Source organism: Halioglobus sp. D3-4 (assembly GCF_055809315.1).
The window spans coordinates 3,924,214-3,944,524 of the sequence record NZ_CM147907.1; the positions used below are offsets into that span (position 1 = coordinate 3,924,214).

Here is a 20,311-nt window from a genome sequence, read left to right on the forward strand (position 1 = left end):
GCAACTGATACTGAAGCCGACCCATCCACAAGCCGGAAGGCTGGTTCCGGGATGATGCTTGAAGAAGTCGTTGTTACTGTATCCAAGCGCAAGGAACTGGTACAGGATGTACCTGCATCGGTCTCTCCGTTGTCATCTGGGCTGATTCAGGAATTGAACATACTCAGTGTCCGCGATATCGCGAATGTCATTCCCAATATCGTGGCGAAGACGCCGGAAAAACTGAGTATCCGGGGTATTGCTGCGGCCGGCTACCAGGGTAGTAACGCGCCGCAGCCTGTTGCCCAGCATGTCAACGGATTGTTCATTGCGGAGACAGGTATCGAGTCGCCTTACTACGACCTGTCCTCAATCGAGGTACTGCGTGGTCCCTCGGGAACTGTGTTCGGACGCAATGCCACTGCCGGTGCGATTGATGTACGCTGGCAGAGGCCGGAAGATACTTACTCTGGCTCGATCGACTATCAGGTGAGAGAAACAGAACACGATAACACCGGGCAATTGGTCAGGGGGTATGTCAACGCTCCGCTGATGGGTGAAAAGCTCGCGATGCGTGCTGCCTTCGCCTACGATGATATCGAGGCCACCTATGACAATCTGGCAGCCTCCGGTGACGACGACCCCAATGCGAGGAAACGACAGTGGTATCGCGTTTACCTCACGTCTGCGCCAACCGAGGATGTGTCCTTGGGGCTGCGCTATATCTACCAGGAAGACAATCACGATCAGCAGGTCAACTCCCAGCCGCTGGAAATTCGCCGCGGTACCTTACTGGAAGAGCTTGGTGTCACAGGCCTGCCAGTCAACGACGTCACCAAGGTTAACTCGGGGATCATCGGAAACAATGTCAACAACCCGTTTGGCAACAATGGTGGCTCCAGCTTGCACAGGGTTGATGGCGATGTCACCTGGAACCTCGATAGCGTGCCGGTGCTTGGTGATATAGAACTGTTTCTGATCGCGGGTAGAACAGATAGCGACATCGATATTCTTATTGATGCCGATGGTACCGAGGTCGCGATTCTGGATACGATCAACGAGTTCAAACGCAAGCAAACGACGGGTGAGTTTCGTATTAGTTCGCGCGGTGATGGCGCCTTGAACTGGATTGCCGGAGTGTTCTATTCCGATTTCAATATGGATGTAGACGTATCGCTGCAGGGCATCGCAGTTGACAGTGGTCTGGGTATCAACATCGTGGGTGATTCGCCGCAGTCTACCGACAATGAATCCCGCGCGGTATTTTTAAGTATGGAATACGACCTCTCTCAGGTGCTGGACTCAGCGCCAGATGTCGTTCTCTTTGGTGGTATCCGTGAAAATAAGGACAAAACCAAGCTTTCAGGTGATCAGCAGCTATTTGCCCCCACAGGGTTTCCTCTGGGGTCGCCAGGCATAGAGATACCGTTGAACCTCGATCTTTCCAAGGGTGAATTCTCCGGTAGCGAAAACTTCTCCAAAACGACCGGGGAGTTCGGTGCACGCTGGAGCATCACCGGGAGTGTCATGGCCTACGCAAAGTACGCCAATGGTTACAAGGCAGGAAAATTACAGCAAATTGCAGACGGCTCTACCGGCAAGGTTGAACCGGAGCAACTGGACGCGTATGAAATTGGCCTTAAGTCCCGCTGGCTGGATAACAGCCTGCAACTGAACGCCGCGGCGTTCTACTACGACTATAAGGATCTACAGGTAACGCAGCTGATTGATGCCCTGCCACTGGTAGAAAATGCTGCAGATGCAACCATCGAAGGTCTGGAGATCGATCTACAGTACATTCCCATTGAGAACATGACATTGATGGCTTCACTGGGCTACATGGATACAGAGTTCGACAGCTTCTGTTCGCAGGATCCTTACCAGCCGGTAACGGTTGTGGATTCCGGGTGTACTGCCGGGAAGCCTCAGGATCTCTCGGGCAATGAACTGTCTGATGCGCCGAAGTGGAGCGGTAGTCTGGTCGCGCAGTACAACCTGCCGATGGATGATCTCGGACAGGTGTTGTTCACAGCGCAGACCAGTTACCGGGATGACTTCTATCGCCGCCCTCAGAATCTGGAAATTGATAAGGTGGAGTCCTATTTCATTACGGACTTGAGAGCCCTGTGGAGCAGTCGAGAGGGACGGTACGAAGTAGAATTGTTTGTGGAAAATGTAGGTGACAAAGACGATGTCTTTCTGTCCAGCGTGACCTTGAGCAGCCCTGGCATGATGAGTTTACTGGACTATGTGCCCGGCCGCCGTTACGGTGCTGCTGTTAGAATGAACTTTTTCTAGAAAGGGTCCTGTGCGGCGGTGACGCCGCTTTTTTCCATTACTCAAGAGCGTAAATTCAGTATGAAGTTTGTGATTCCGATGGCTTTCAGCCAGATAGAGGAAATTTTGCCACTGGCGCAGGCCGCAGATGAATGCGGCTGGGATACGATAGCGTTCTCCGACCATATTGTGCATCCCGAGACAATTAAGACCGCCTACCCCTACACTGAAACTGGCGAGCGACGCTGGGAGGCTTTTTCCGACTGGCCAGACCCCTGGGTTGCTATTGGCGCCTGTGCTGCTGTGACCAAACGCTTGCGGTTCACCAACAACGTATTCGTATTGCCGATTCGCAACCCGTTTCAGGTTGCAAAGGCGGTCAGCACGGCCGCCGCGCTATCCGACAACCGGGTCACTCTGACCATCGGGGTGGGCTGGAGCAAGGATGAGTATCAGCTGATGGAGCAGGATTTTCATACACGCGGTAAACGCTGCGACGAGATTCTGGAAATTCTGCCGCTGTTGTGGTCCGGCGAGATGGTGGAATACCACGGCAAGTACTATAACTTTGATCGGCTTGAGATGAACCCAGCGCCATCCGCACCCATACCTGTCTGGGTGGGAGGAATATCGGACGCGGCCCATCGGCGCGCCGCGCGTCTTGGTGATGGATGGCTCAGCGACTTGCAATCCACCGACGAGATTCTGGAGACTGTGGCGACCATTCAAAACTACCGCAGTGAGTACGGCAGAAGCCACCTGCCCTTTGATGTGATGGCGTCCGCGAACGATGCCTGGGAGCTGCAGGGTTATCAACGATTGCACGAGGGTGGTGTGAGCCACCTGCTCACTATGCCCTGGGTGTTCTACCACGGTGAGAACCCGTCGCTGGAGAAAAAGATTGATGGTATCCGGCAGTTCGCTGACGACATCATCTCGCACTTTCGATAGGAGTTTCCGTTGGCCTATAGCTTTGATGACAAGGTGGCGATAGTCACCGGAGGCGCGCGGGGTATCGGTGAGGCCACTGTGCGGCTGCTGGTGGAGCGCGGCGCTAAAGTCGTGATTGCCGATGTGTTGGAGTCAGAGGGCACGAAGCTGGCGGCGGAACTGGGTGAGCGTGCCATTTTTCAAAAGCTGGATGTCAGCGTGCAGTCAGAATGGGAGGCGACACTGCGCGCCGCCTGTGAGTTCGGTGTGCTCTCTGTGTTGGTAAACAATGCGGCGATTCTGGTTCAGGCCACGGTCCTCGATATGACCGAGGAGCAGTTTGTGTCGAGTTTCAGGGTCAATCAACTGGGTGTTTTCCTCGGTATGCGCGCTGTGTTTCCAGCGCTCAAAGCTGCTGGTGGCGGTGCTATCGTCAATGTTTCCTCCATCGATGGCCTACAGTCGATGAATAGCCTGACAGCCTATTCTGCTACCAAATGGGCGGTGCGGGGTATGACAAAGGCCGCTGCTATCGAAATGGGCAAGTACGGGATACGGGTGAACAGTGTTCATCCCGGTGGTATCTACACACCCATGCATGCTTCGGAGCTGATATCGGTCGAGGAAGCGAGCACCTTCTATGAAGACTCGGCGTTACCACGTGTAGGTATGCCTGATGAAATCGCGCGTATGATCGCTTTCGTGGCGAGCGACGAATCGAGTTTCAGTACCGGTGCCGAGTTTATTGCCGACGGTGGTACCAGTGCGGGAAAACTGAATCGCATAGCGCCACAACTATAGGCATTTCATTTGCAGCATTCATCGTGCGTCTGTCGGGAACTAAAGGAGTAAGCGTGTGAGCATCCAACATTTTTCTCATCTGGGCATTTGTGTCTCCAGCCTGGAACGATCTATTGCGTTCTATACTCAGGTGCTCGGCTTTGTGGAAGTCTCTCGCACCGCGGTGGGTGCCGAAATTGGCCAACTCATTGAGGTCGATGCTCAGGATGTTCAGCTCCGTTCACACTTCCTTGAGCGGGATAACATGCGCCTGGAGCTGATGCAATTTGATGTCCCGCCGCCCTCGGGTTCCGGCGAGAGGGGCGAGTTCAACAGGCTGGGTTTGACGCATCTGGCCGTGCGTGTATCAGATACCGGTGAGGCGCTCGCGAAGGTCGCGGATTACCATGGTGTAGTATTGGAGCACACCCGCGTCGGACAGGCCGACATCGGCGTTGAGCTCATTTATATTACTGACCCCGATGGCGTGAGGATTGAGCTTATCCAGCTGCCGGGTGATCCCTCTGTCGCACCGGGTGAACCTGTCCAGGATTCGGCGGGCAGTCAGTCGTGAGGGCAGAGAGCACGGGGCGTCAGCTTAATCGACTTCAACAGTGGCCAGTACTGCAGCAATCTCCTCGAGAATAACCGGGTCATCAATCGTTGCCGGCATTGGGTAGGGTTCACCATCGGCTATTTTGCGCATCGTACCGCGTAGCACTTTTCCCGAGCGTGTTTTGGGCAGGCGCTTTACCACGCGCAACACCTTGAAGCTTGCCAGAGGTCCGATGTCCTGGCGGATCATTGCAACTACATCTTTCTCCAACTGCTGCTCGGTGATATCCGTGCCCGCTTTGAGCACCGCAAGCCCCACCGGTACCTGCCCTTTAATCTCGCACTTCACCCCCAGCACCGCACACTCGGCGATAGCCCGATGATTGGAGATGACCTCCTCCATACCGCCAGTCGATAAACGATGACCGGCGACGTTCATCACGTCATCGAGGCGGCTCATTACAAAAACATAGCCGTCATCATCAATGTAGCCGGCATCGGCCGTTGCGTAATAGCCGGGAAACTCTGACAGATAGGAGTCGATAAAGCGTTGATCGTCCTGCCACAGCGTCTGCAGACAACCGGGCGGCAGCGGCAGCTTGATCGCCAGCGCCCCGGTTTTACCTGGCGGCAATGCATGGCCTGTTTCATCCAGTACCTGGATATCAAAGCCCGGCACCGGCACCGTGGCACTGCCGTATTTCACCGGCAGCAAACCAAGGCCGAGCGGATTAGCCGCCTGTGGCCAGCCCGTTTCCGTCTGCCACCAGTGATCAATGACCGGTACCTGAAGCTGATCCTGCGCCCATTGAATGGTATCGGAGTCGGCGCGCTCGCCCGCCAGAAACAGCGCTCGCAGACAATCCGTATCGTACTTCTTCAGTAACTCTCCATCGGGGTCTTCCTTTTTAATCACCCGAAAAGCCGTGGGCGCGGTAAAGAATGTCTTTACCTCGTGTTGTTCGATGACCCGCCAGAACACACCGGCGTCGGGCGTTCCCACAGGTTTGCCCTCAAACATGACGGTGGTGTTGCCATTCAGCAGCGGTGCGTAAACGATATACGAGTGCCCCACCACCCAGCCGACATCCGATGCCGCCCAGTACACTTCGCCCGGCCTGGCGCCGTAGATGTTCGCCATCGACCATTTCAGCGCGACCATATGGCCGCCGTTGTCGCGTACCACGCCTTTGGGCACACCGGTCGTGCCGGATGTATACAGGATATACAGGGGATCGGTTGCGGCGACCGGTACGCAATCTGCGGGCTCGGCGCTGCTGAGCGCCTCCTGCCAATCGATATCTCGCCCGGCCACCAGTTCAGCACGGCTGTTCTCCCGCTGAAAAACCACGCAGTGCTCCGGTTTGCTGGTAGCGAGCGCAATAGCGTTATCGAGTAGGGGTTTGTACTCCACCACCCTGTTGGGCTCTATGCCGTGCGAGGCGCACAGTATGACTCTGGGTGCCGCGTCATTGATACGCTTGGCCAACTCCTCAGCGGCAAAGCCGCCAAAAACGACCGAGTGAACAGCGCCGATCCGGGCGCAGGCCAGCATTGCGATGGCCGTCTCGGGGATCATCGGCATGTAGATCACGACCCTGTCGCCCTTTGTGACATTCAGCCCTGCCAGCACCCCGGCAAAGCGGGCGACTGCAGATTGCAGCTCGCTGAAGGTGTAAGTGCGTATGGTATCGGTCACCGGGCTGTCGTAGATCAACGCCGCCTGCTCGCCGCGCCCTTCGTCTACATGGCGGTCAACACAGTTATAGCAGGTATTGGTTTCTGCCCCGACAAACCAGCGATAGAAAGGCGGTGTGGATTGATCGAGTACCTGTTGCCAAGGTTTGTCCCAGACCAGCGATGTCGCCGCCTCCGCCCAAAAATCCTCGGGATCGTTTTGCCACTGTTGCCAGGTATTGTGGTAGTTCGACATGTGCAGCCCTTGCTGGTTCAACCCGCGCTGGTCAAAAAGCAGATGGAAGCGGCAGTCGATGCCAGCCAGATCATCTGTAAGACCCACCCGGTCACTGAAACCGGTTAAGTGTGTTTTGGAAAGCCCTTGCCCCCCAACCGCAATCTAACAATTTTGGGCATCGGTGTCACAGTGATGACACATTAGGTGTTATCGTCATTGCGACGGCACCAGCGTGTGAGCCAATTGGTAACAGCTTCGGATGACAGCCAGGCCTATGGATATGCGGTGTTGGTCCCGGACTGATCTGGCTTGGGTAGTTCTGCGTATATTCCCGGTATTTCAAGGCGTAAATCAATGCTGTACACCATCATTAATGGGCTGCTGTTCAACGTCACCTGGTTGGTGATCGTAACGACTGAGTCGCCGGTAATCGCACCTGCTGCGGCGACCTTGCACCTGCTGGTGCATTTCGCGCTGATGGGCAGGGGTTTTCAAGAGGTGAAAGTCATCGCCCAGGTCGCCCTGATCGGCGCGATCATCGATCAGATACTGTTCTATGTCGGCGTATTCAACGTGGCGGGGCGTCAAGCGCTGCCACCGCTGTGGCTGTTCTGCCTGTGGCCGGTGCTGGGCACGACATTGATGCATGCCTTTTCCAGCTTGCAGGGCCGGTATGTATTCGCGGCGCTGCTGGGCGGCGTCGGCGGAACAGCATCGTTTATCGCCGGAACGCGACTCTCAAGCGTCGCCTTTGAGTCGGTGGTTTTTGGCCCCATTACTATTTTCGTCGTCTGGGCTGTACTATTCCCTCTGTTGTTACAACTTCCGAGACTGAATAGCAGATGATTACCGCGAGCACTCCCCGCCTATCGCACATCGGCAGGATCCTGCTGCCACTCATGGTCGCTCTACTTCTCAGCGGCTGCCTGGGCTATCCAACGTCGGTTACGCCGGTACAGGACTTTGACGCGGATCGCTATCTCGGCCAGTGGTATGAGATCGCCCGGCTGGATCACTCCTTTGAGAGGGGCATGGTAAAGGTTACAGCAGAGTATTCCCTGCGCGACGATGGAGGTTTGCGTGTGCTGAACCGGGGTTTTCTGGCAGAAGAGGACCGCTGGAAAGAGGCCGAGGGCAAAGCCTATTTTGTTGAAGCCAGTAACCTGGGCTATCTAAAAGTCAGTTTCTTTGGCCCGTTCTACGGCTCGTACGTTGTCTTTGAACTGGATGAAGAGAACTACCAATATGCGTTCGTATCCGGGCCGGAAACAGACTGTCTATGGTTCCTGTCTCGAACGCCAGATGTTGATCCGGCGTTGCTGGAGCACTTTATCGCCCGGGCCACCGAGCTCGGTTTTGATACCAGTGAGTTGATCTTTCCGCAGCAGTGAATATCCGTGCGCCCGATGGCCATGTCCGGCACTGTATAGGCGCGCCTTTCCCGGCAAACAGTTGCGCCCTGTGCCGATTTACATCACCGCACCGGACGCTTTCATCTGCCCGATAGCGTCGTCATCGAAGCCCAGCTCGAGCAGGATAGCATCGGTATTTTCGCCCAGTGCGACACTGGGGAAGCCGCAGCCCGAGGGTGTCTTACTGAAGTTCACCGGATTGCGCGGTTCCACAATGGGGCCGGCTCGGGGGTGTTCGCTCTCAACAAACAGTTTGTTGGCCTGCATTTGTGGATTCGCCGGCAATTCGTGTAGTGCATTGGCGCGGGCGCAGGGCACATCGGCGGCATCGAGCTTTGCCAGCGTCTCTTCCGTATCGAGCTCCACCCCGCGCTCAAAGATCTGGCGGCTGATGTCGTTGACCATATCCTCGTGTTGCAGCCGTTCAATGACGGTGGTCAGGCGCGGGTCACCGGAGTCGACGCCAAAAGCGGCGCACCAGCCGTGAAAGTCGCTATCGGATACAGGCGCCGCCTGACCGTAGCCATTCTTGAACTTGATCAGCCTGGAATCTTTCGATATCTGCATACCCGGATCGGCGTCCTCCGACTTGAATGTCGCAGTCCCTGCCGCGTCCAGCCACATAAAGTTGGTGACTACGTCCACCATCGACAGCTTCACCTGCTGCCCCCCTGCACCGCGCTCGCGGGCGAGCAGCGCTGCGGTAATCGCCTGGCTTGCCATCATCGCCGTCAGTTTGTCGGCAAACAGGTGTTTGTACTGCGCAGGCTCGCCGGTCTGCGCATCGCGCTGGCTCATCGCGACGCCGGCGAAAGCCTGTACAACATTGTCATAGGCCGCTTTCTGCGCCATTGGGCCCTCGTGTCCGAAGCCGCTGACCGAGACATAGATCAGCGCCGGGTTAATCGCTGCGAGCGTGTTGTAGTCTACTTGCAGCCTTTCGGCCACGCCCGGGCGGAAGTTGTGAATGATGACATCCACGTCCCGAATCATACGGTGCAGTATGTCTACACCAGCGTCTGACTTGAGGTCGATCGCGATGCTGCGCTTGCCGCGATTCACACCCTGGAAAATGGCGCTCACACCATTGCAGGTGGCACCCACATAGCGCGTCAGGTCCCCTATGCCCGGTGTTTCGACCTTGATAACCTCAGCGCCCTGATCGGCCAGTACGCCAGCCGCCAGCGGTGCCGCGACCATACTGCCGATATCCAGTACCTTGATGCCCTGTAGCGGGCCCTGTGGTATAGCCCCGGCTTTTGATGAACTCATGTTTGTTGAGCCTCATCTGACTTGCGCGGCAGCCTGACCGTGGCCTTGCCTGGCGTGGTCACGCCCACCTGATCATTCTCCAGAAAAATGTCCAGGTCTATCAATGCGCGGCTGTCGTCCATGCGTTTGCCTGTCACTCTGGCATGAGCCCGCACCACTGCGCCTGAACTGTTCATTCCGCGCATCTGGAAGCTGAGCTTCTCCACCCAGCCGCTGCGTCCGGCCCAGTCTGTGAGCAAACGGCCCAGCATGCCCGTGGTCCAGCCGGTGTTGTAGAAGATGCCGGGCATGCCGCTGTCCTGCGCGAAGGCCGTGTCGTGGTGAACCAGGTTCCAATCCTGAGAACCGCTCACCTGCAGTACCATTTGTGTAGCGTCCAGTTCGACACTGAAGCCTGGCAACTCCTCGCCAATAGCCACGTCATCCCAGTAGCGCTCCGCACTGTAATCGATGCTGCTCATGCTTCACCTCCGCTGTGCGCGGCTTCACGCTCTGCATCCCTGGCAACCTGCTCCGGGGCGCGATGTACCAGCATCGTGTTGCGCCATTTCGCGACTACGGCATCGTGTTGGTTCATGAACGAGGTCTCTACCACGATCCAGATCGCATGGGGGTCGAGTTTTATGGGCTTCTTGAAGATATCGGCGATGCGCAGTTCCAGGCGCAATTTGTCACCCACGCGAATCGGCTCGAGGAACTCCCAGCTCACTTCCATGTTGATGCCGCGATCACCCGGGGTGGGAACGCCAAACGTAAACAACGGTGTGTCGGAGTCCGCGTTGTCTTTTTCCATCGGGGGCCAGGGGCCGCCCGAGGCGAAATACGTTGGCAACATGGAGGGCGGCGAAATCACCTCGCCCCACGGGCCTGTGCTGGCCAAATCGGGGTCCAAGAATGCCGGATTCAGATCACCGACCATATGGCAGTGGCGCCGAATAGGGTCATACTCCACGGGGTAGCGACCCACGGATTCACTGATCAGCTTGCCGATCCACTCTGTTCTGACGGCCTCGAGATCGTAGTCGAGGGGATGAATTTGGCTCATAGCAATGTATTGTCCATATTTATTCTGAGTTTATGCGCGCGGCCTGAGATGGTCTGAGCAGCCGGATACAACCGAGAGTCAGTGCATGTATTCTGCACTTTATCGCCAAGGCTATTAGCACAATGCGTGGCTGTAAAGTTAAAAAATATTCAGAGACTCGATAGATCCCGCTACAGCACTGTTGGCTTCTTGCTATATAGCCCTTTCAGGCCAAATTCAGTACACCACACAGAGGTGTGCCACACCTTCGGCGTTGAAGGTGTGGGTTGGCAAGCAGTATTCGCGCGTATTTGGGGTCGGAGCACATCCTGGATTACTATTCCATGAAACTCACAAATGGATATGCACAGTAGCTCTGGCCGTCGAGCGTCTCACCGAAGCAATCGTGAGGATGCTCGAGCCGCGTATTCCATACATAGCGGGAAGGGCAGCACATGACAGATGCGGACAGCTTGTTGGAAGCAGCGACAGAGCTTGCACGACAGTGCTACGAGAGAGGGGATGAGATCGAGGAGGCACGTAGGCTGCCACCTGACATCTCCCTTAAAATGGCGAGGGCGGGGTTTTATCGCATGGGCATCCCGAAGTCTGTGGGTGGGCTAGAATCGCCGCCGGCTTTGAGTTCCCGGGTATTTGAAGTTCTGGCGACAGGGGATGCATCCGCTGCGTGGGTTGCGTTTATCGGTACAACCGCAGGTACAGCATTGTCGTCGGTTTCCGAGTCGACAGCGCGGAAGGTATTTAGAGATCGGGACATTTTGATTACAGGTGCGTATGCGCCCAGCGGCCGCGCAGAACGTACCACAGGTGGGTTTCATGTCTCCGGCAAATGGCAGTGGGGGTCGGGGAGCCAGAATGCTGCTTGGGTGCTGGGAGGGTGTACTTTTTTCGACAAGGGTGAGCTTATGCTGGATAAGAACGGCCAGCCTCTTACCCATATGGTGCTGATGCGGCAATCGGACGTTCAATTTCTGGATACCTGGCACGTCAGCGGTCTGTGTGGCACCGGCAGTCTCGATTATCTGGTCGAGAATCTTTTTATTCCGGAAGATCAGGTTGTCGGTTACCTGAATAAAAAAGCAGAGGCTTTGACTCCACTGTATGCCTTCCCGAGTTTTACCTTTCTTGCCCTTGGCATAGCTGCAGTGTGTTTGGGTATAGCACGCGCTGCGATCGATGAATTGGTTGCACTGGCTGTATCCAAAAAACGGGTGGGTGCTCGAAAAACTGTTGCTGAGCATCAGGTGTCGCAGATCACCCTGGCCCAGGCAGAGGCGGATCTGCGCAGTGCCAGAGTGTACTATTACGACACGCTGCGGCACATGTGGGAGTCGGTGGTGAACGGGTCGCCGCTGCGAGTTGAGCAGCGGCGAGATCTCAGGCTGGCGACAACCAATGCAGTAGTGCGCTCCATTGGAGTGGTTGATGAGATGTACAAGCTCGGCGGCGGTAGCGCCGTATACCGCAGCTCGAGACTACAGAGATACTTCCGCGATATACATGTAGCGAAGACACACATAATGGTTTCGCAGCCTACACTGGAAACGATTGGTGCCCATTTGTTTGGCCTGGAGCCCAATGTATCGGCGCTTTGAGTAGTGTTCGGAATACGCCGTTCTGACATAGACCAGAGGGCAAAAAGAATAACGTATCTTATTGACGGGTACAGTGGTGAGGGTGGTCAGTTCGAGCTCTCTCCTGATCCAGTCTCATACCTATTTGAAGAGTGGCCGTGCGTTGCAGAAGACGTGTTTCTACCCGTACCCCATCCTTTTTGGCAACATAAAGTGGCTGACCGGGTCATTGTGCTGTGCTGTTGCTAGCCATAGTATCCGGGGGCGAACTAGCGAGGCTTCACTATGACAGACGTACTTGACTACCCCGCCTTCGATGCGGACAACCACTACTATGAGTCGCAGGATGCCTTTACCCGGCACCTACCCAACGATATGCGTTCACGCTGTGTACAGTGGGTGACGATCGACGGTCGGCAGCACCATCTGGTGGGCGGCAAGCTGGCGCGAGCGGTAAAAAACCCTACCTGGAACCCGATTTCATTTCCCGGCTCTATCGCCCCTTTCCTGCACGGCAAGGAACTAACCGAAGAAGATATCGCACGGATGAAGGCGCACGAGCCGCTGCCGGATTACTACATAAGCGGCGAAGCGCGTCTGGCAAAGCTGGCCGAACAGGGGCTGGAAGCCGCTTGGGTCTTCCCGACCCTGGGGGTGCTTTACGAGGAGTTGCTGAAACATGATACCGAGGCGGTGAAGGTACAGTTCACCGCATTCAATCGCTGGCTGGATGAGGACTGGGGCTGTAACTTGCAGGACAAGATCTTTGCCGCGCCGTATATCTCACTCTGTGACGTGGACTGGGCATGCCGGGAACTGGAGTGGGCGCTGGAGCGCGGCGCGCGGGTGGTGTGTATGCGCCCCTCTGCGATTACACTCGCCGACGGCAGCACACGCTCACCGTCCGACCCAATGTTCGATCCGTTCTGGGCCCGGCTGAATGAGTCGGGAATTACCCTGGTTGTGCACGCATCGGATTCTGGCTATACCACCCACGGTTATGTAAAGGACGGCTTTTCGGCGGATTTTAACGGCGGTGTGTTCTCACCCAATATCAAGCATTTCAATATTGAGCGGGCTGCATACGATTTTCTGATAACACTGTGTTATGAAAAGCTGTTTGAACGTTTTCCCAATCTGCGCATCGCCTCGGTGGAAAATGGTGCCGAGTTTCTGCCCGACCTGTTCCGCAAGCTGCGCCAGTCGCGTGACCGCATGCGCAGCTATTACAAGGAAGATCCCGCCGAGCTGTTTCGCAAGCATGTATGGATAAATCCGTTCTGGGAAGACGATGTGAATGAGGTTGCACACCATATGGGGGTCGACCGCGTCATCTTCGGCTCAGACTGGCCTCACATCGAGGGTATGCCGACCCCGCTGGATTATGTCGCCGAACTGGAAAAGTTCAATGCGCAGGAGAAGCAGTTGATCCTTCGCGATAACACGCGATTCCTGAATACGCCGCAGCCGCTTTAGTCGAACTGCGTTCTGGTCACGGTGACCTGCCTGTTCGCGAGGCGTGATTGAGATAGGCGTCCACCTGCTTTTTGGCCGCCGTCACGATCCGTGTTGCGAATGGCAGGGACAGGTGGTGTGTGTCGTAAGTAAACGGGACGTTATTATCATCAAACACCTGGCAGGTGCCACTGTGGCAGAACACCTCCCGTTTGCTGACAAAGAGATAACCAAGCTGCTCCACTAGCGGCCGCAGTTGCGAATCCGATCCTGCCGGGTTACTAGCCCGATCTATCACCGCAGCAGGGCTGTATCCGTATTGATTGATCAGTTCATACATCTCTGTGCTTAGCTCCAGATAATCTCCGAGCACAATAACTTTCTCTATCCCGCTCTGATGAAGGAACAACAGATACTGTTCGAGCTGCTCGACGGTATACCAGCCCAACAGTATGTTGATAACGATGTAGTCAAATTGCTGCAGGTAGGCGGCGTCGAAGCGTGTCAGATTCAGGGCCTTACAGGCTGCTCGATTCGGGTGGCTGGGAATAGTAATTGCTTCGATATTATTGTGCGGCGGGCACCCCGCCAATGAAGACATAGCGAAATTGTGTTGCGGGTAGGCGGCGGCAAACGCATTTAGCGCATCGATAGCATGGCTGTCACCTAAAATTAGCGCGTTCACTTTGCCCGGCACCGGGTTGTCACAGCTGTCCCAGCCTTTTTGCCTGCAATGCTTGCGACGAATGTCGAAGCGTTGTTTCTTTCCGGCTTCAGTGGTCTCAGTATTAATATCACCCGATGCCGCCCAACTGCGCCAGGTCCAACCGTTAAAACCCCATAGGGATGCACCAAGGCAGAAAAGCAGCAGGGCGATGGAGGCACAGGTGACCAGAAACCGAGCATTGTTCTCACTGCTCTTGCGAAAGGGCGTCTCGATGAAAAAGTACATGAAAACAGCGAGCGCCAGCGAGCACAGCGTCAATGCAATGGATTCAGAACTACGGATCTGGCCATCGCTTAAAGAGTGCTTGTAGAAAACCATAACTGGCCAGTGCGCCAGATACAGTGAATAACTAATCAAGCCGATGCCGACGCACAGGCGGTTGCTCAGCAGTTTCCCCAAATATCTAGCTTGGCCAGCGTAGATACAAAGCGCTGCTCCAATACAGGGAACGAGCGCGTTCACACCCGGAAAAGCAGTGTTTTCGTTGTAGGTGACAACCGAATAAGCTATCAGGGCGAGGCCGATTGTCAGCAGGAGATCAGGCAACAGATGGCGTTGAGGTGCAGTACGTATCGTCCACACCAACAGTGCGCCGATGGCAAATTCATACACCCTTAGCGGCATCAGAAAGAAGCTTGCATCGGGATTGCCGCCCATCAATCTTTGACAGAAGTAGAGGCTTAACAGCCCTGCAACGGCGGTGAGAACCGGTGGCCCCCACCTGCTCAGTGAAAACACCCCGATAAGTATCGGCCACAGATAATAGAACTGCTCCTCCACACCCAGTGACCACGTGTGCAGCAGCGGTTTCAGCGAGGCGTCTGCTGCAAAGTAACCGCTGTCGGTATAGAAGAAAATATTGGGTACTGTCAGGACGGCCGAAACCAGTGAAGCCCCAAAGTTCTGCAACTGCAGTGGCGATAACAATCCTATGGAGAATGCCGCAGTGGCAGCGAGCGTAAAGAGCATGGCAGGCAGTAGCCGCCTCGCCCGGCGCAAATAGAACCTGCGAAAGTTCACGTTATTATTAGTGTCGACCTCGCCCACCAGCAGGCGGGTAATCAGGAAGCCGCTTATCACGAAGAAGATATCAACGCCGACAAAGCCGCCACTGAATAACGGGAAGCCCGCATGAAACAGCACCACGGACATCACAGCGATAGCCCTGAGCCCGTCTATGTCGGGGCGATAGTTTGTCGCGGCGGAAGAAGGTGTAGGCATAAACTACTTTTCATTTGTTTTCCCCGGAGATCAGTTGGGATCAGGCGGGTTCCTTGAACTCAGAATACGATTAATCCAGACCAATGCACAGGTGTCGCTGTGATTGACCACCTCATGACTGGTTTACCGGGGCATGTCCCCCTGAAGATTTTATCTATTTCGTATTGTCATATATGAAGCCCGAATTATGCAGATATATTTTTAGAGCGAATCTTGAAATTTGTCATGGCATCCCCAGATTTTCGATTAGCACCCGGGTAGCTCACAGCAGTGCCCATGGTGTGTCCGGTAAATTTATATTGCTTCTTATGGAGGATGTAACATGAATTCACTTGACCTTTCCCCGCTGTTTCGCAACAGCATCGGATTTGACAGGCTTACCTCGCTGATCGATAACGCACGCAGTGTCGATGCCAATGTCTCGGGCTATCCGCCCTACAACATCGAGGCAATCGAGGACAACAAGTACGCGATTACTCTGGCGGTGGCCGGATTTGAGCGTGATGAACTCGATCTTATGGTAGAGAAAGGTGTTCTCTATGTTCGCGGCATCAAAGCCCAGAAGAAGGAGGAACGCCACTTCGTCCATCAGGGTATTGCCAACCGTGCCTTTGAACGTAAGTTCAATCTCGCCGATCATGTCGAGGTAACCGGCGCAGATCTCATCAATGGCCTGCTCACTATCAATTTGGTGAGAGAGGTTCCGGAGGAAATGAAGCCCCGGAGCATACCTATCAACGACAGTGGCTCGTTACTCGAACAACCGGGTTCGGAGAATACCGAAGACGCAGGTAAAGAGGCAGCCTGATTCATAGTGTGATGAAGGGGCAGGCCCGGGTTGTGCGATCCATTTGTTCAGAAGCGCGCTAACCCGTGGCCTGCCCCTGTCGTAGAAGAGGTTGCTGTCATGCGCGTTCTAGCGGGCAAAGCCATCGCACCGGGGCTGGCGAATGGGCGCGCCGTCGTCCTCTCGGACTCTATACCAACAGCGGTGAGTCCGCGACCGGTGGACGCGGATGCCGAAATCCTGCGGCTCAAGCGGGCGTTTCAAAGTGCCAAAGCGGATCTTGAGGCACTGCAGGCACATGTGCATCAGGAATTCGGCGCCAGTGAAGCAGAGATATTTGCCGCACACCAATTGATCCTGGAAGATCCGGCATTGCTGGATGATATTGTGCAAAGGCTTAGTAGCGATGATCTGCGCGCCGAGGATGCCATATCGGTTTCGGTGCAGGACTATGCCGCACGGATGAGTCAGGCAGATGACCCTTACCTGCGTGAGCGCGAACTGGATATCAGGGACATCGGCAATCGTCTGGTGCGCCATGCTGCGGGGAATCCATCCTCCCGATTTTCCGCGCTCGAAGATAACTCGATTATTGTTGGGGAGGAACTGCTGCCCTCCGATCTGGTGGAACTGGACAGTGAAAAACTGGCGGGGGTAGTGACCCAGCGCTGCGGCGAAACAAGCCATGTCGCGATTCTGGCGCGTGCGCTGGGAATCCCTGCGCTGACCGGTATCCCAAATATTGCCGAGTCATTGTCCTCAAGCCAGCATCTGCTTCTGGATGGCTATATTGGCGAACTAGTGCTTGAGCCGACCCAGGCTCAGCTCGACAAATTTAGACAGAAACAGCGCCGCTTTAACGCCTATCGCGCTGCCCAGAAGGCCGACGAGCACCTCCCCTGCCAGACGAAAGACGGTGTAGAGATTTTGCTAATGGCCAACCTTGCAAGGCCCAATGAGGCTGAGCTGAGTGTCTCGTCCAACATGTCGGCCATCGGTTTATTGCGCACAGAGTTTCTGTTTCTGGATCATTCCGACCCGCCAACGGTCGATGAACAGGTCGATCAGTATGCGAAGGTGGCCAGTAGAACGCCGGGTCGGGATATCTGTATCAGAACGCTGGACCTTGGTGGCGACAAGTTCCCACTGTTTCTCAGGCATTCTCCGGAAGCCAACCCGACACTGGGCATACGTGGTTTACGGTTCTCTCTGGGCGCGGGCCTGCAATTGTTTAGAACGCAGGTCGAGGCGCTTTTGAGGGTCTCCGCTGACCACCGGATAAAAATTCTGTTGCCGATGGTTCTGGGGGTAGACGATTTTCTCGCGGCGAAAGACCTTATACTGCAGATTGCATGCGAACTGAACCTGCCCGTCCCGCCGACTGGTGTACTGGTTGAGACGCCTGCGGCGGTGCTACTTATCGACGATATCCTCAAATACGCAGATTTTGTCAATCTCGGCACTAATGACCTGACTCAATTTGTTCTCGCATCGGATCGAAACGCGCTGGACACGGAGGACGACTACTCCGTGTTACACCCGGCGGTGTTGCGTGCGATAAATGCAGTGTGCAGTGCCGCACGCGCCAACAACAAGCCGGTGACAGTGTGCGGTGAAGCAGCGGGCAACCCGGAAATTGCAGCACTTCTGGTGGGGCTGGGTATTCGGCGCCTGAGTATGAGCCCGAGTTTGAGTGTGCCGGTCAAATACGTCTTGCGCAGCCATCGCCTTGATACCCTCGAGGCATTGGCGGCTCAAGCCATCGAGGCGCATTCGATAAACCGCGTGAAAGAGATTATCTGTGCGGCGGGGATCGGCGGATCGCTCCCTGAATTCTGATGTCAGGTGTCAATCCATGCGTACCATTCTACTCGGGCGCCACTTATACTAGAATCGTCCGCTTCAACTCAGGCGGTTTCCACTATGTATGATGTTAGACCAATCGCGGGCGCTCTCGGTGCCGAAGTCTATGGAATTGACCTTTCCGAAGACATGACGGCGGAGCGCTCAGCGGAGATTCGCAAACTGCTCAATGAATACGAAGTCATTTTCTTTCGCGACCAGGATATCAGTCCACAGCATCAGAAAGCGCTGGCGCAGTCCTTCGGGCCGCTGCAGACCCATCCCGCCTACGATACCGTCGAGAACTTTCCTGAGATCACGATACTTGAGAGTACGCCGGAGAAACCGACCCGCATTGAGGCCTGGCACAGCGATATGACCTTCCGCGAGCACCCGCCAATGGGTACGGTGCTGAAGTCTGATATCGTTCCGCCCAAGGGGGGGGACACCCTCTGGTCGAGCATGACTGCAGCCTATGAAGGCCTCTCTGCACCCCTGCAGGCGTTCTTGGGCCAGTTGACAGCAGTCCATGATTTTTCATATGGGTTCAAGGAGAGCCTGGCAGCTCCCGGTGGCAAGGAACGCTTGGCGGAGGCCGTTGCCGCCAATCCGCCCGTCAGGCACCCGGTTATTCGCGTACACCCCGAGACCGGCAAAAAAGTGATTTTTGTGAACTCCCTGTTTACCACACACATTGAAGGCCTGCGAGCGGCAGAAAGCGATGCATTGCTGGCCTATCTGTTCAACCATATCACCGTGCCGGAGTACACCTGTCGTTTTCAATGGCAGGTGAATTCTATAGCGATTTGGGACAACCGCAGTACGCAACACAAACCCGTCAACGACTATTTTCCCGCCCACCGGCGCTTGCACAGGATAACCATTGATGGCGATCGGCCTTACTGATCGCTGTTGAGATATACCTCGCCCGCCTTGATGCGCCGCATATAGTCATTGATATCGCGCTTCACCTCGGGTGCGAAGAAATACAACCCCAGGATATTCGGAACGGCAATCAGGAACACCATCGCGTCTGAGAAATCCAGTACCGCGGATAGCTGAATCATACAACCGAGCGCGATAAACCCGCAGAAGACAGCTTTGAATACCAGCTGTTGCACTGCCCCTTCGCCCACCAGATACGTCCACCCCTTCAGGCCGTAGTACGACCAGGCAATACTGGTCGAAAAGGCGAACAGTAGTGCGGCGATTGCCAGCGGATAGGGGGCCCAACTGATGTGGTGCGCAAAAGCCGCAGAGGTGAGTGCGATACCCTCCAGCCCGGAGTCCATCAGGCCGTTGGGGTACACCGTGGTAACAATAACCAGTGAACTCAGCGTGCAGATCACCACCGTGTCGATAAAGGGTTCCAGCAGCGATACCAGGCCCTCGGACGCGGGCTCTTTGGTCTGCACTGCCGAGTGTGCAATGGAAGCCGAACCGATGCCCGCTTCGTTGGAGAACAACGCCCGTTGAAACCCGACAATAATGGCACCGACCATGCCGCCCGTGGCGCTTTCCAGTGTAAATGCATTTTCCAGAATCAGCCGGATAGCGCCCGGTACCTGGTCTGCGCTAAGGGTGATAATGGTGAGTGCTGACAGCACGTAGAGTATCGCCATAAACGGGACCAGCCGCGCAGCGACTCTGGCGATGGATTTGATACCGCCGATGATGACGAGTCCGACTGCGATTGCTATCAGTAATCCAAACAGCCAACCCTTGTCGGCAAAATAGCTGTGCTCGCCACCGGAAATTACCACAAACTGCACATACGCCTGGTTGGACTGGAACATATTGCCAATCCCCAGACACCCGATAACCAGTGACAGCGCGTAAAAGCTGCCCAGCAGTTTGCCCCAGCGTGCGGCACCGCGATCTGCCAGATACCGCTCCAGATAATACATCGGGCCGCCCGAGACAGAGCCATCCGCATTGTGACGTCGGTACTTTACACCCAGTGTGCATTCCACCAATTTTGTGGACATCGAGAGGAAGCCGGCAAGGACCAGCCAGAACGCGGCCCCCGGGCCACCGATAACGATCGCGACTGCAACGCCGCCGATATTCCCTATCCCCACCGTGCCGGATATCGCTGTGGCCAGCGCCTGAAAGTGAGAAATCTCGCCCCTGGCTTTGGGATTGCGGAACTCGCCGCGCACGTGGCGAAGCGCCAGCCCAAAACCGCGGATATTGATAAAGCCCATATAAAACGTGAAGAACAGCGCGGCGGTTGCCAGCCATAGGACTATAAGGGGAAAGGGCTGCCCCAACAGATTGATTTCATAAAAGACCACGCTGGAGAGGACATCGGTCAGTGGTCGTACGAGTTCTTCGACCTGCTGATCAAACGTGTCGGCGCGGGAGCTGACAGAGAGAAGCAATATCGCGATTGCGGGGACTAGTCTCCTGCCTGCCTGCAATTTGGTACCCCACTCATATTCGATGCCCCATGCTCGCACAGTCGTGCCCTCTCGCCAAGGCGATGAGGTAATCTGCTGAGGATTCATCGAAGCGTCATCCACATAGCTGGCGAGTGG

Annotated in this window: 17 protein-coding genes; 11 read left to right on the top strand and 6 right to left on the bottom strand. The window is 55.5% G+C overall.

The window, feature by feature from the left end; translation table 11 throughout:
• The first annotated feature begins 51 nt into the window (after window positions 1-51).
• From AC0L6S_RS17250 to AC0L6S_RS17265, 4 genes are read left to right on the top strand one after another with little or no spacing between them, the layout of a single operon-like run.
• A complete protein-coding gene (locus AC0L6S_RS17250; protein WP_473425348.1) occupies window positions 52-2,277 on the top strand; it encodes a TonB-dependent receptor in 2,226 nt (741 codons plus the stop codon).
• 60 nt (window positions 2,278-2,337) lie between these two features.
• Complete coding sequence (locus tag AC0L6S_RS17255; RefSeq protein WP_473425349.1) at window positions 2,338-3,207, top strand: LLM class F420-dependent oxidoreductase; 870 nt, start codon at window positions 2,338-2,340, stop codon at window positions 3,205-3,207.
• Window positions 3,208-3,216: 9 nt separating this feature from the next.
• Window positions 3,217-3,987, top strand: coding sequence for an SDR family oxidoreductase (locus tag AC0L6S_RS17260; RefSeq protein WP_473425350.1), 771 nt, complete (start codon window positions 3,217-3,219; stop codon window positions 3,985-3,987).
• 55 nt (window positions 3,988-4,042) lie between these two features.
• The gene (locus AC0L6S_RS17265) at window positions 4,043-4,540 is read left to right on the top strand and encodes a VOC family protein (protein WP_473425351.1); all 498 of its coding nucleotides are present in this window, start codon (window positions 4,043-4,045) and stop codon (window positions 4,538-4,540) included.
• 24 nt (window positions 4,541-4,564) lie between these two features.
• Here AC0L6S_RS17265 and AC0L6S_RS17270 read toward each other — a convergent pair whose 3' ends face one another.
• Window positions 4,565-6,541, bottom strand: coding sequence for a propionyl-CoA synthetase (locus AC0L6S_RS17270; RefSeq protein ID WP_473425352.1), 1,977 nt, complete (start codon window positions 6,539-6,541; stop codon window positions 4,565-4,567).
• A 249-nt stretch (window positions 6,542-6,790) separates the two neighbouring features.
• Here AC0L6S_RS17270 and AC0L6S_RS17275 point away from each other — a divergent pair, with 249 nt between their 5' ends.
• Both AC0L6S_RS17275 and AC0L6S_RS17280 read left to right on the top strand, forming a co-directional pair.
• On the top strand, window positions 6,791-7,282 hold the full coding sequence (locus AC0L6S_RS17275; RefSeq protein ID WP_473425353.1) for a DUF2878 domain-containing protein: 492 nt from the start codon (window positions 6,791-6,793) through the stop codon (window positions 7,280-7,282).
• Between the two features lie 53 nt (window positions 7,283-7,335).
• Entirely contained in the window at window positions 7,336-7,827 is a 492-nt protein-coding gene (locus AC0L6S_RS17280) for a lipocalin family protein (protein WP_473425354.1), read from the top strand.
• Window positions 7,828-7,905: 78 nt separating this feature from the next.
• Here the strand turns inward: AC0L6S_RS17280 and AC0L6S_RS17285 are convergent, their stop codons facing one another.
• Genes AC0L6S_RS17285 through AC0L6S_RS17295 form a run of 3 tightly spaced genes read right to left on the bottom strand, consistent with a single transcriptional unit; the run spans window position 7,906 to window position 10,165 of the window.
• Window positions 7,906-9,120 (bottom strand): CaiB/BaiF CoA transferase family protein, encoded by a 1,215-nt coding sequence (locus tag AC0L6S_RS17285; RefSeq protein ID WP_473425355.1) that lies wholly within the window; start codon window positions 9,118-9,120, stop codon window positions 7,906-7,908.
• Window positions 9,117-9,581: a hotdog family protein gene (locus AC0L6S_RS17290; RefSeq protein WP_473425356.1), complete on the bottom strand. Its 465-nt coding sequence runs from the start codon at window positions 9,579-9,581 to the stop codon at window positions 9,117-9,119. The genes AC0L6S_RS17285 and AC0L6S_RS17290 overlap by 4 nt, the downstream gene beginning before the upstream one ends.
• Window positions 9,578-10,165 (bottom strand): FAS1-like dehydratase domain-containing protein, encoded by a 588-nt coding sequence (locus AC0L6S_RS17295; RefSeq protein WP_473425357.1) that lies wholly within the window; start codon window positions 10,163-10,165, stop codon window positions 9,578-9,580. The genes AC0L6S_RS17290 and AC0L6S_RS17295 overlap by 4 nt, the downstream gene beginning before the upstream one ends.
• A gap of 434 nt (window positions 10,166-10,599) precedes the next feature.
• Here AC0L6S_RS17295 and AC0L6S_RS17300 point away from each other — a divergent pair, with 434 nt between their 5' ends.
• On the top strand, window positions 10,600-11,760 hold the full coding sequence (locus AC0L6S_RS17300) for an acyl-CoA dehydrogenase family protein (protein WP_473425358.1): 1,161 nt from the start codon (window positions 10,600-10,602) through the stop codon (window positions 11,758-11,760).
• Window positions 11,761-12,024: 264 nt separating this feature from the next.
• Entirely contained in the window at window positions 12,025-13,215 is a 1,191-nt protein-coding gene (locus tag AC0L6S_RS17305; RefSeq protein ID WP_473425359.1) for an amidohydrolase family protein, read from the top strand.
• 16 nt (window positions 13,216-13,231) lie between these two features.
• On the opposite strand, the gene AC0L6S_RS17310 is transcribed toward AC0L6S_RS17305, so the two are convergent.
• The gene (locus tag AC0L6S_RS17310; protein WP_473425360.1) at window positions 13,232-15,142 is read right to left on the bottom strand and encodes an acyltransferase family protein; all 1,911 of its coding nucleotides are present in this window, start codon (window positions 15,140-15,142) and stop codon (window positions 13,232-13,234) included.
• A 322-nt stretch (window positions 15,143-15,464) separates the two neighbouring features.
• On the opposite strand from AC0L6S_RS17310, the gene AC0L6S_RS17315 reads away from it, so the two are divergent.
• From AC0L6S_RS17315 to tauD, 3 genes are all read left to right on the top strand, one after another.
• Window positions 15,465-15,950, top strand: coding sequence for an Hsp20 family protein (locus AC0L6S_RS17315; protein WP_473425361.1), 486 nt, complete (start codon window positions 15,465-15,467; stop codon window positions 15,948-15,950).
• 99 nt (window positions 15,951-16,049) lie between these two features.
• On the top strand, window positions 16,050-17,768 hold the full coding sequence (gene ptsP / locus AC0L6S_RS17320) for a phosphoenolpyruvate--protein phosphotransferase (protein ID WP_473425362.1): 1,719 nt from the start codon (window positions 16,050-16,052) through the stop codon (window positions 17,766-17,768).
• 84 nt (window positions 17,769-17,852) lie between these two features.
• On the top strand, window positions 17,853-18,677 hold the full coding sequence (gene tauD / locus AC0L6S_RS17325) for a taurine dioxygenase (RefSeq protein ID WP_473425363.1): 825 nt from the start codon (window positions 17,853-17,855) through the stop codon (window positions 18,675-18,677).
• On the opposite strand, the gene AC0L6S_RS17330 is transcribed toward tauD, so the two are convergent.
• The gene (locus tag AC0L6S_RS17330) at window positions 18,671-20,281 is read right to left on the bottom strand and encodes an alanine/glycine:cation symporter family protein (RefSeq protein ID WP_473425364.1); all 1,611 of its coding nucleotides are present in this window, start codon (window positions 20,279-20,281) and stop codon (window positions 18,671-18,673) included. The two genes, tauD and AC0L6S_RS17330, sit on opposite strands and share 7 nt — an antisense overlap.
• Window positions 20,282-20,311 lie beyond the last annotated feature (30 nt).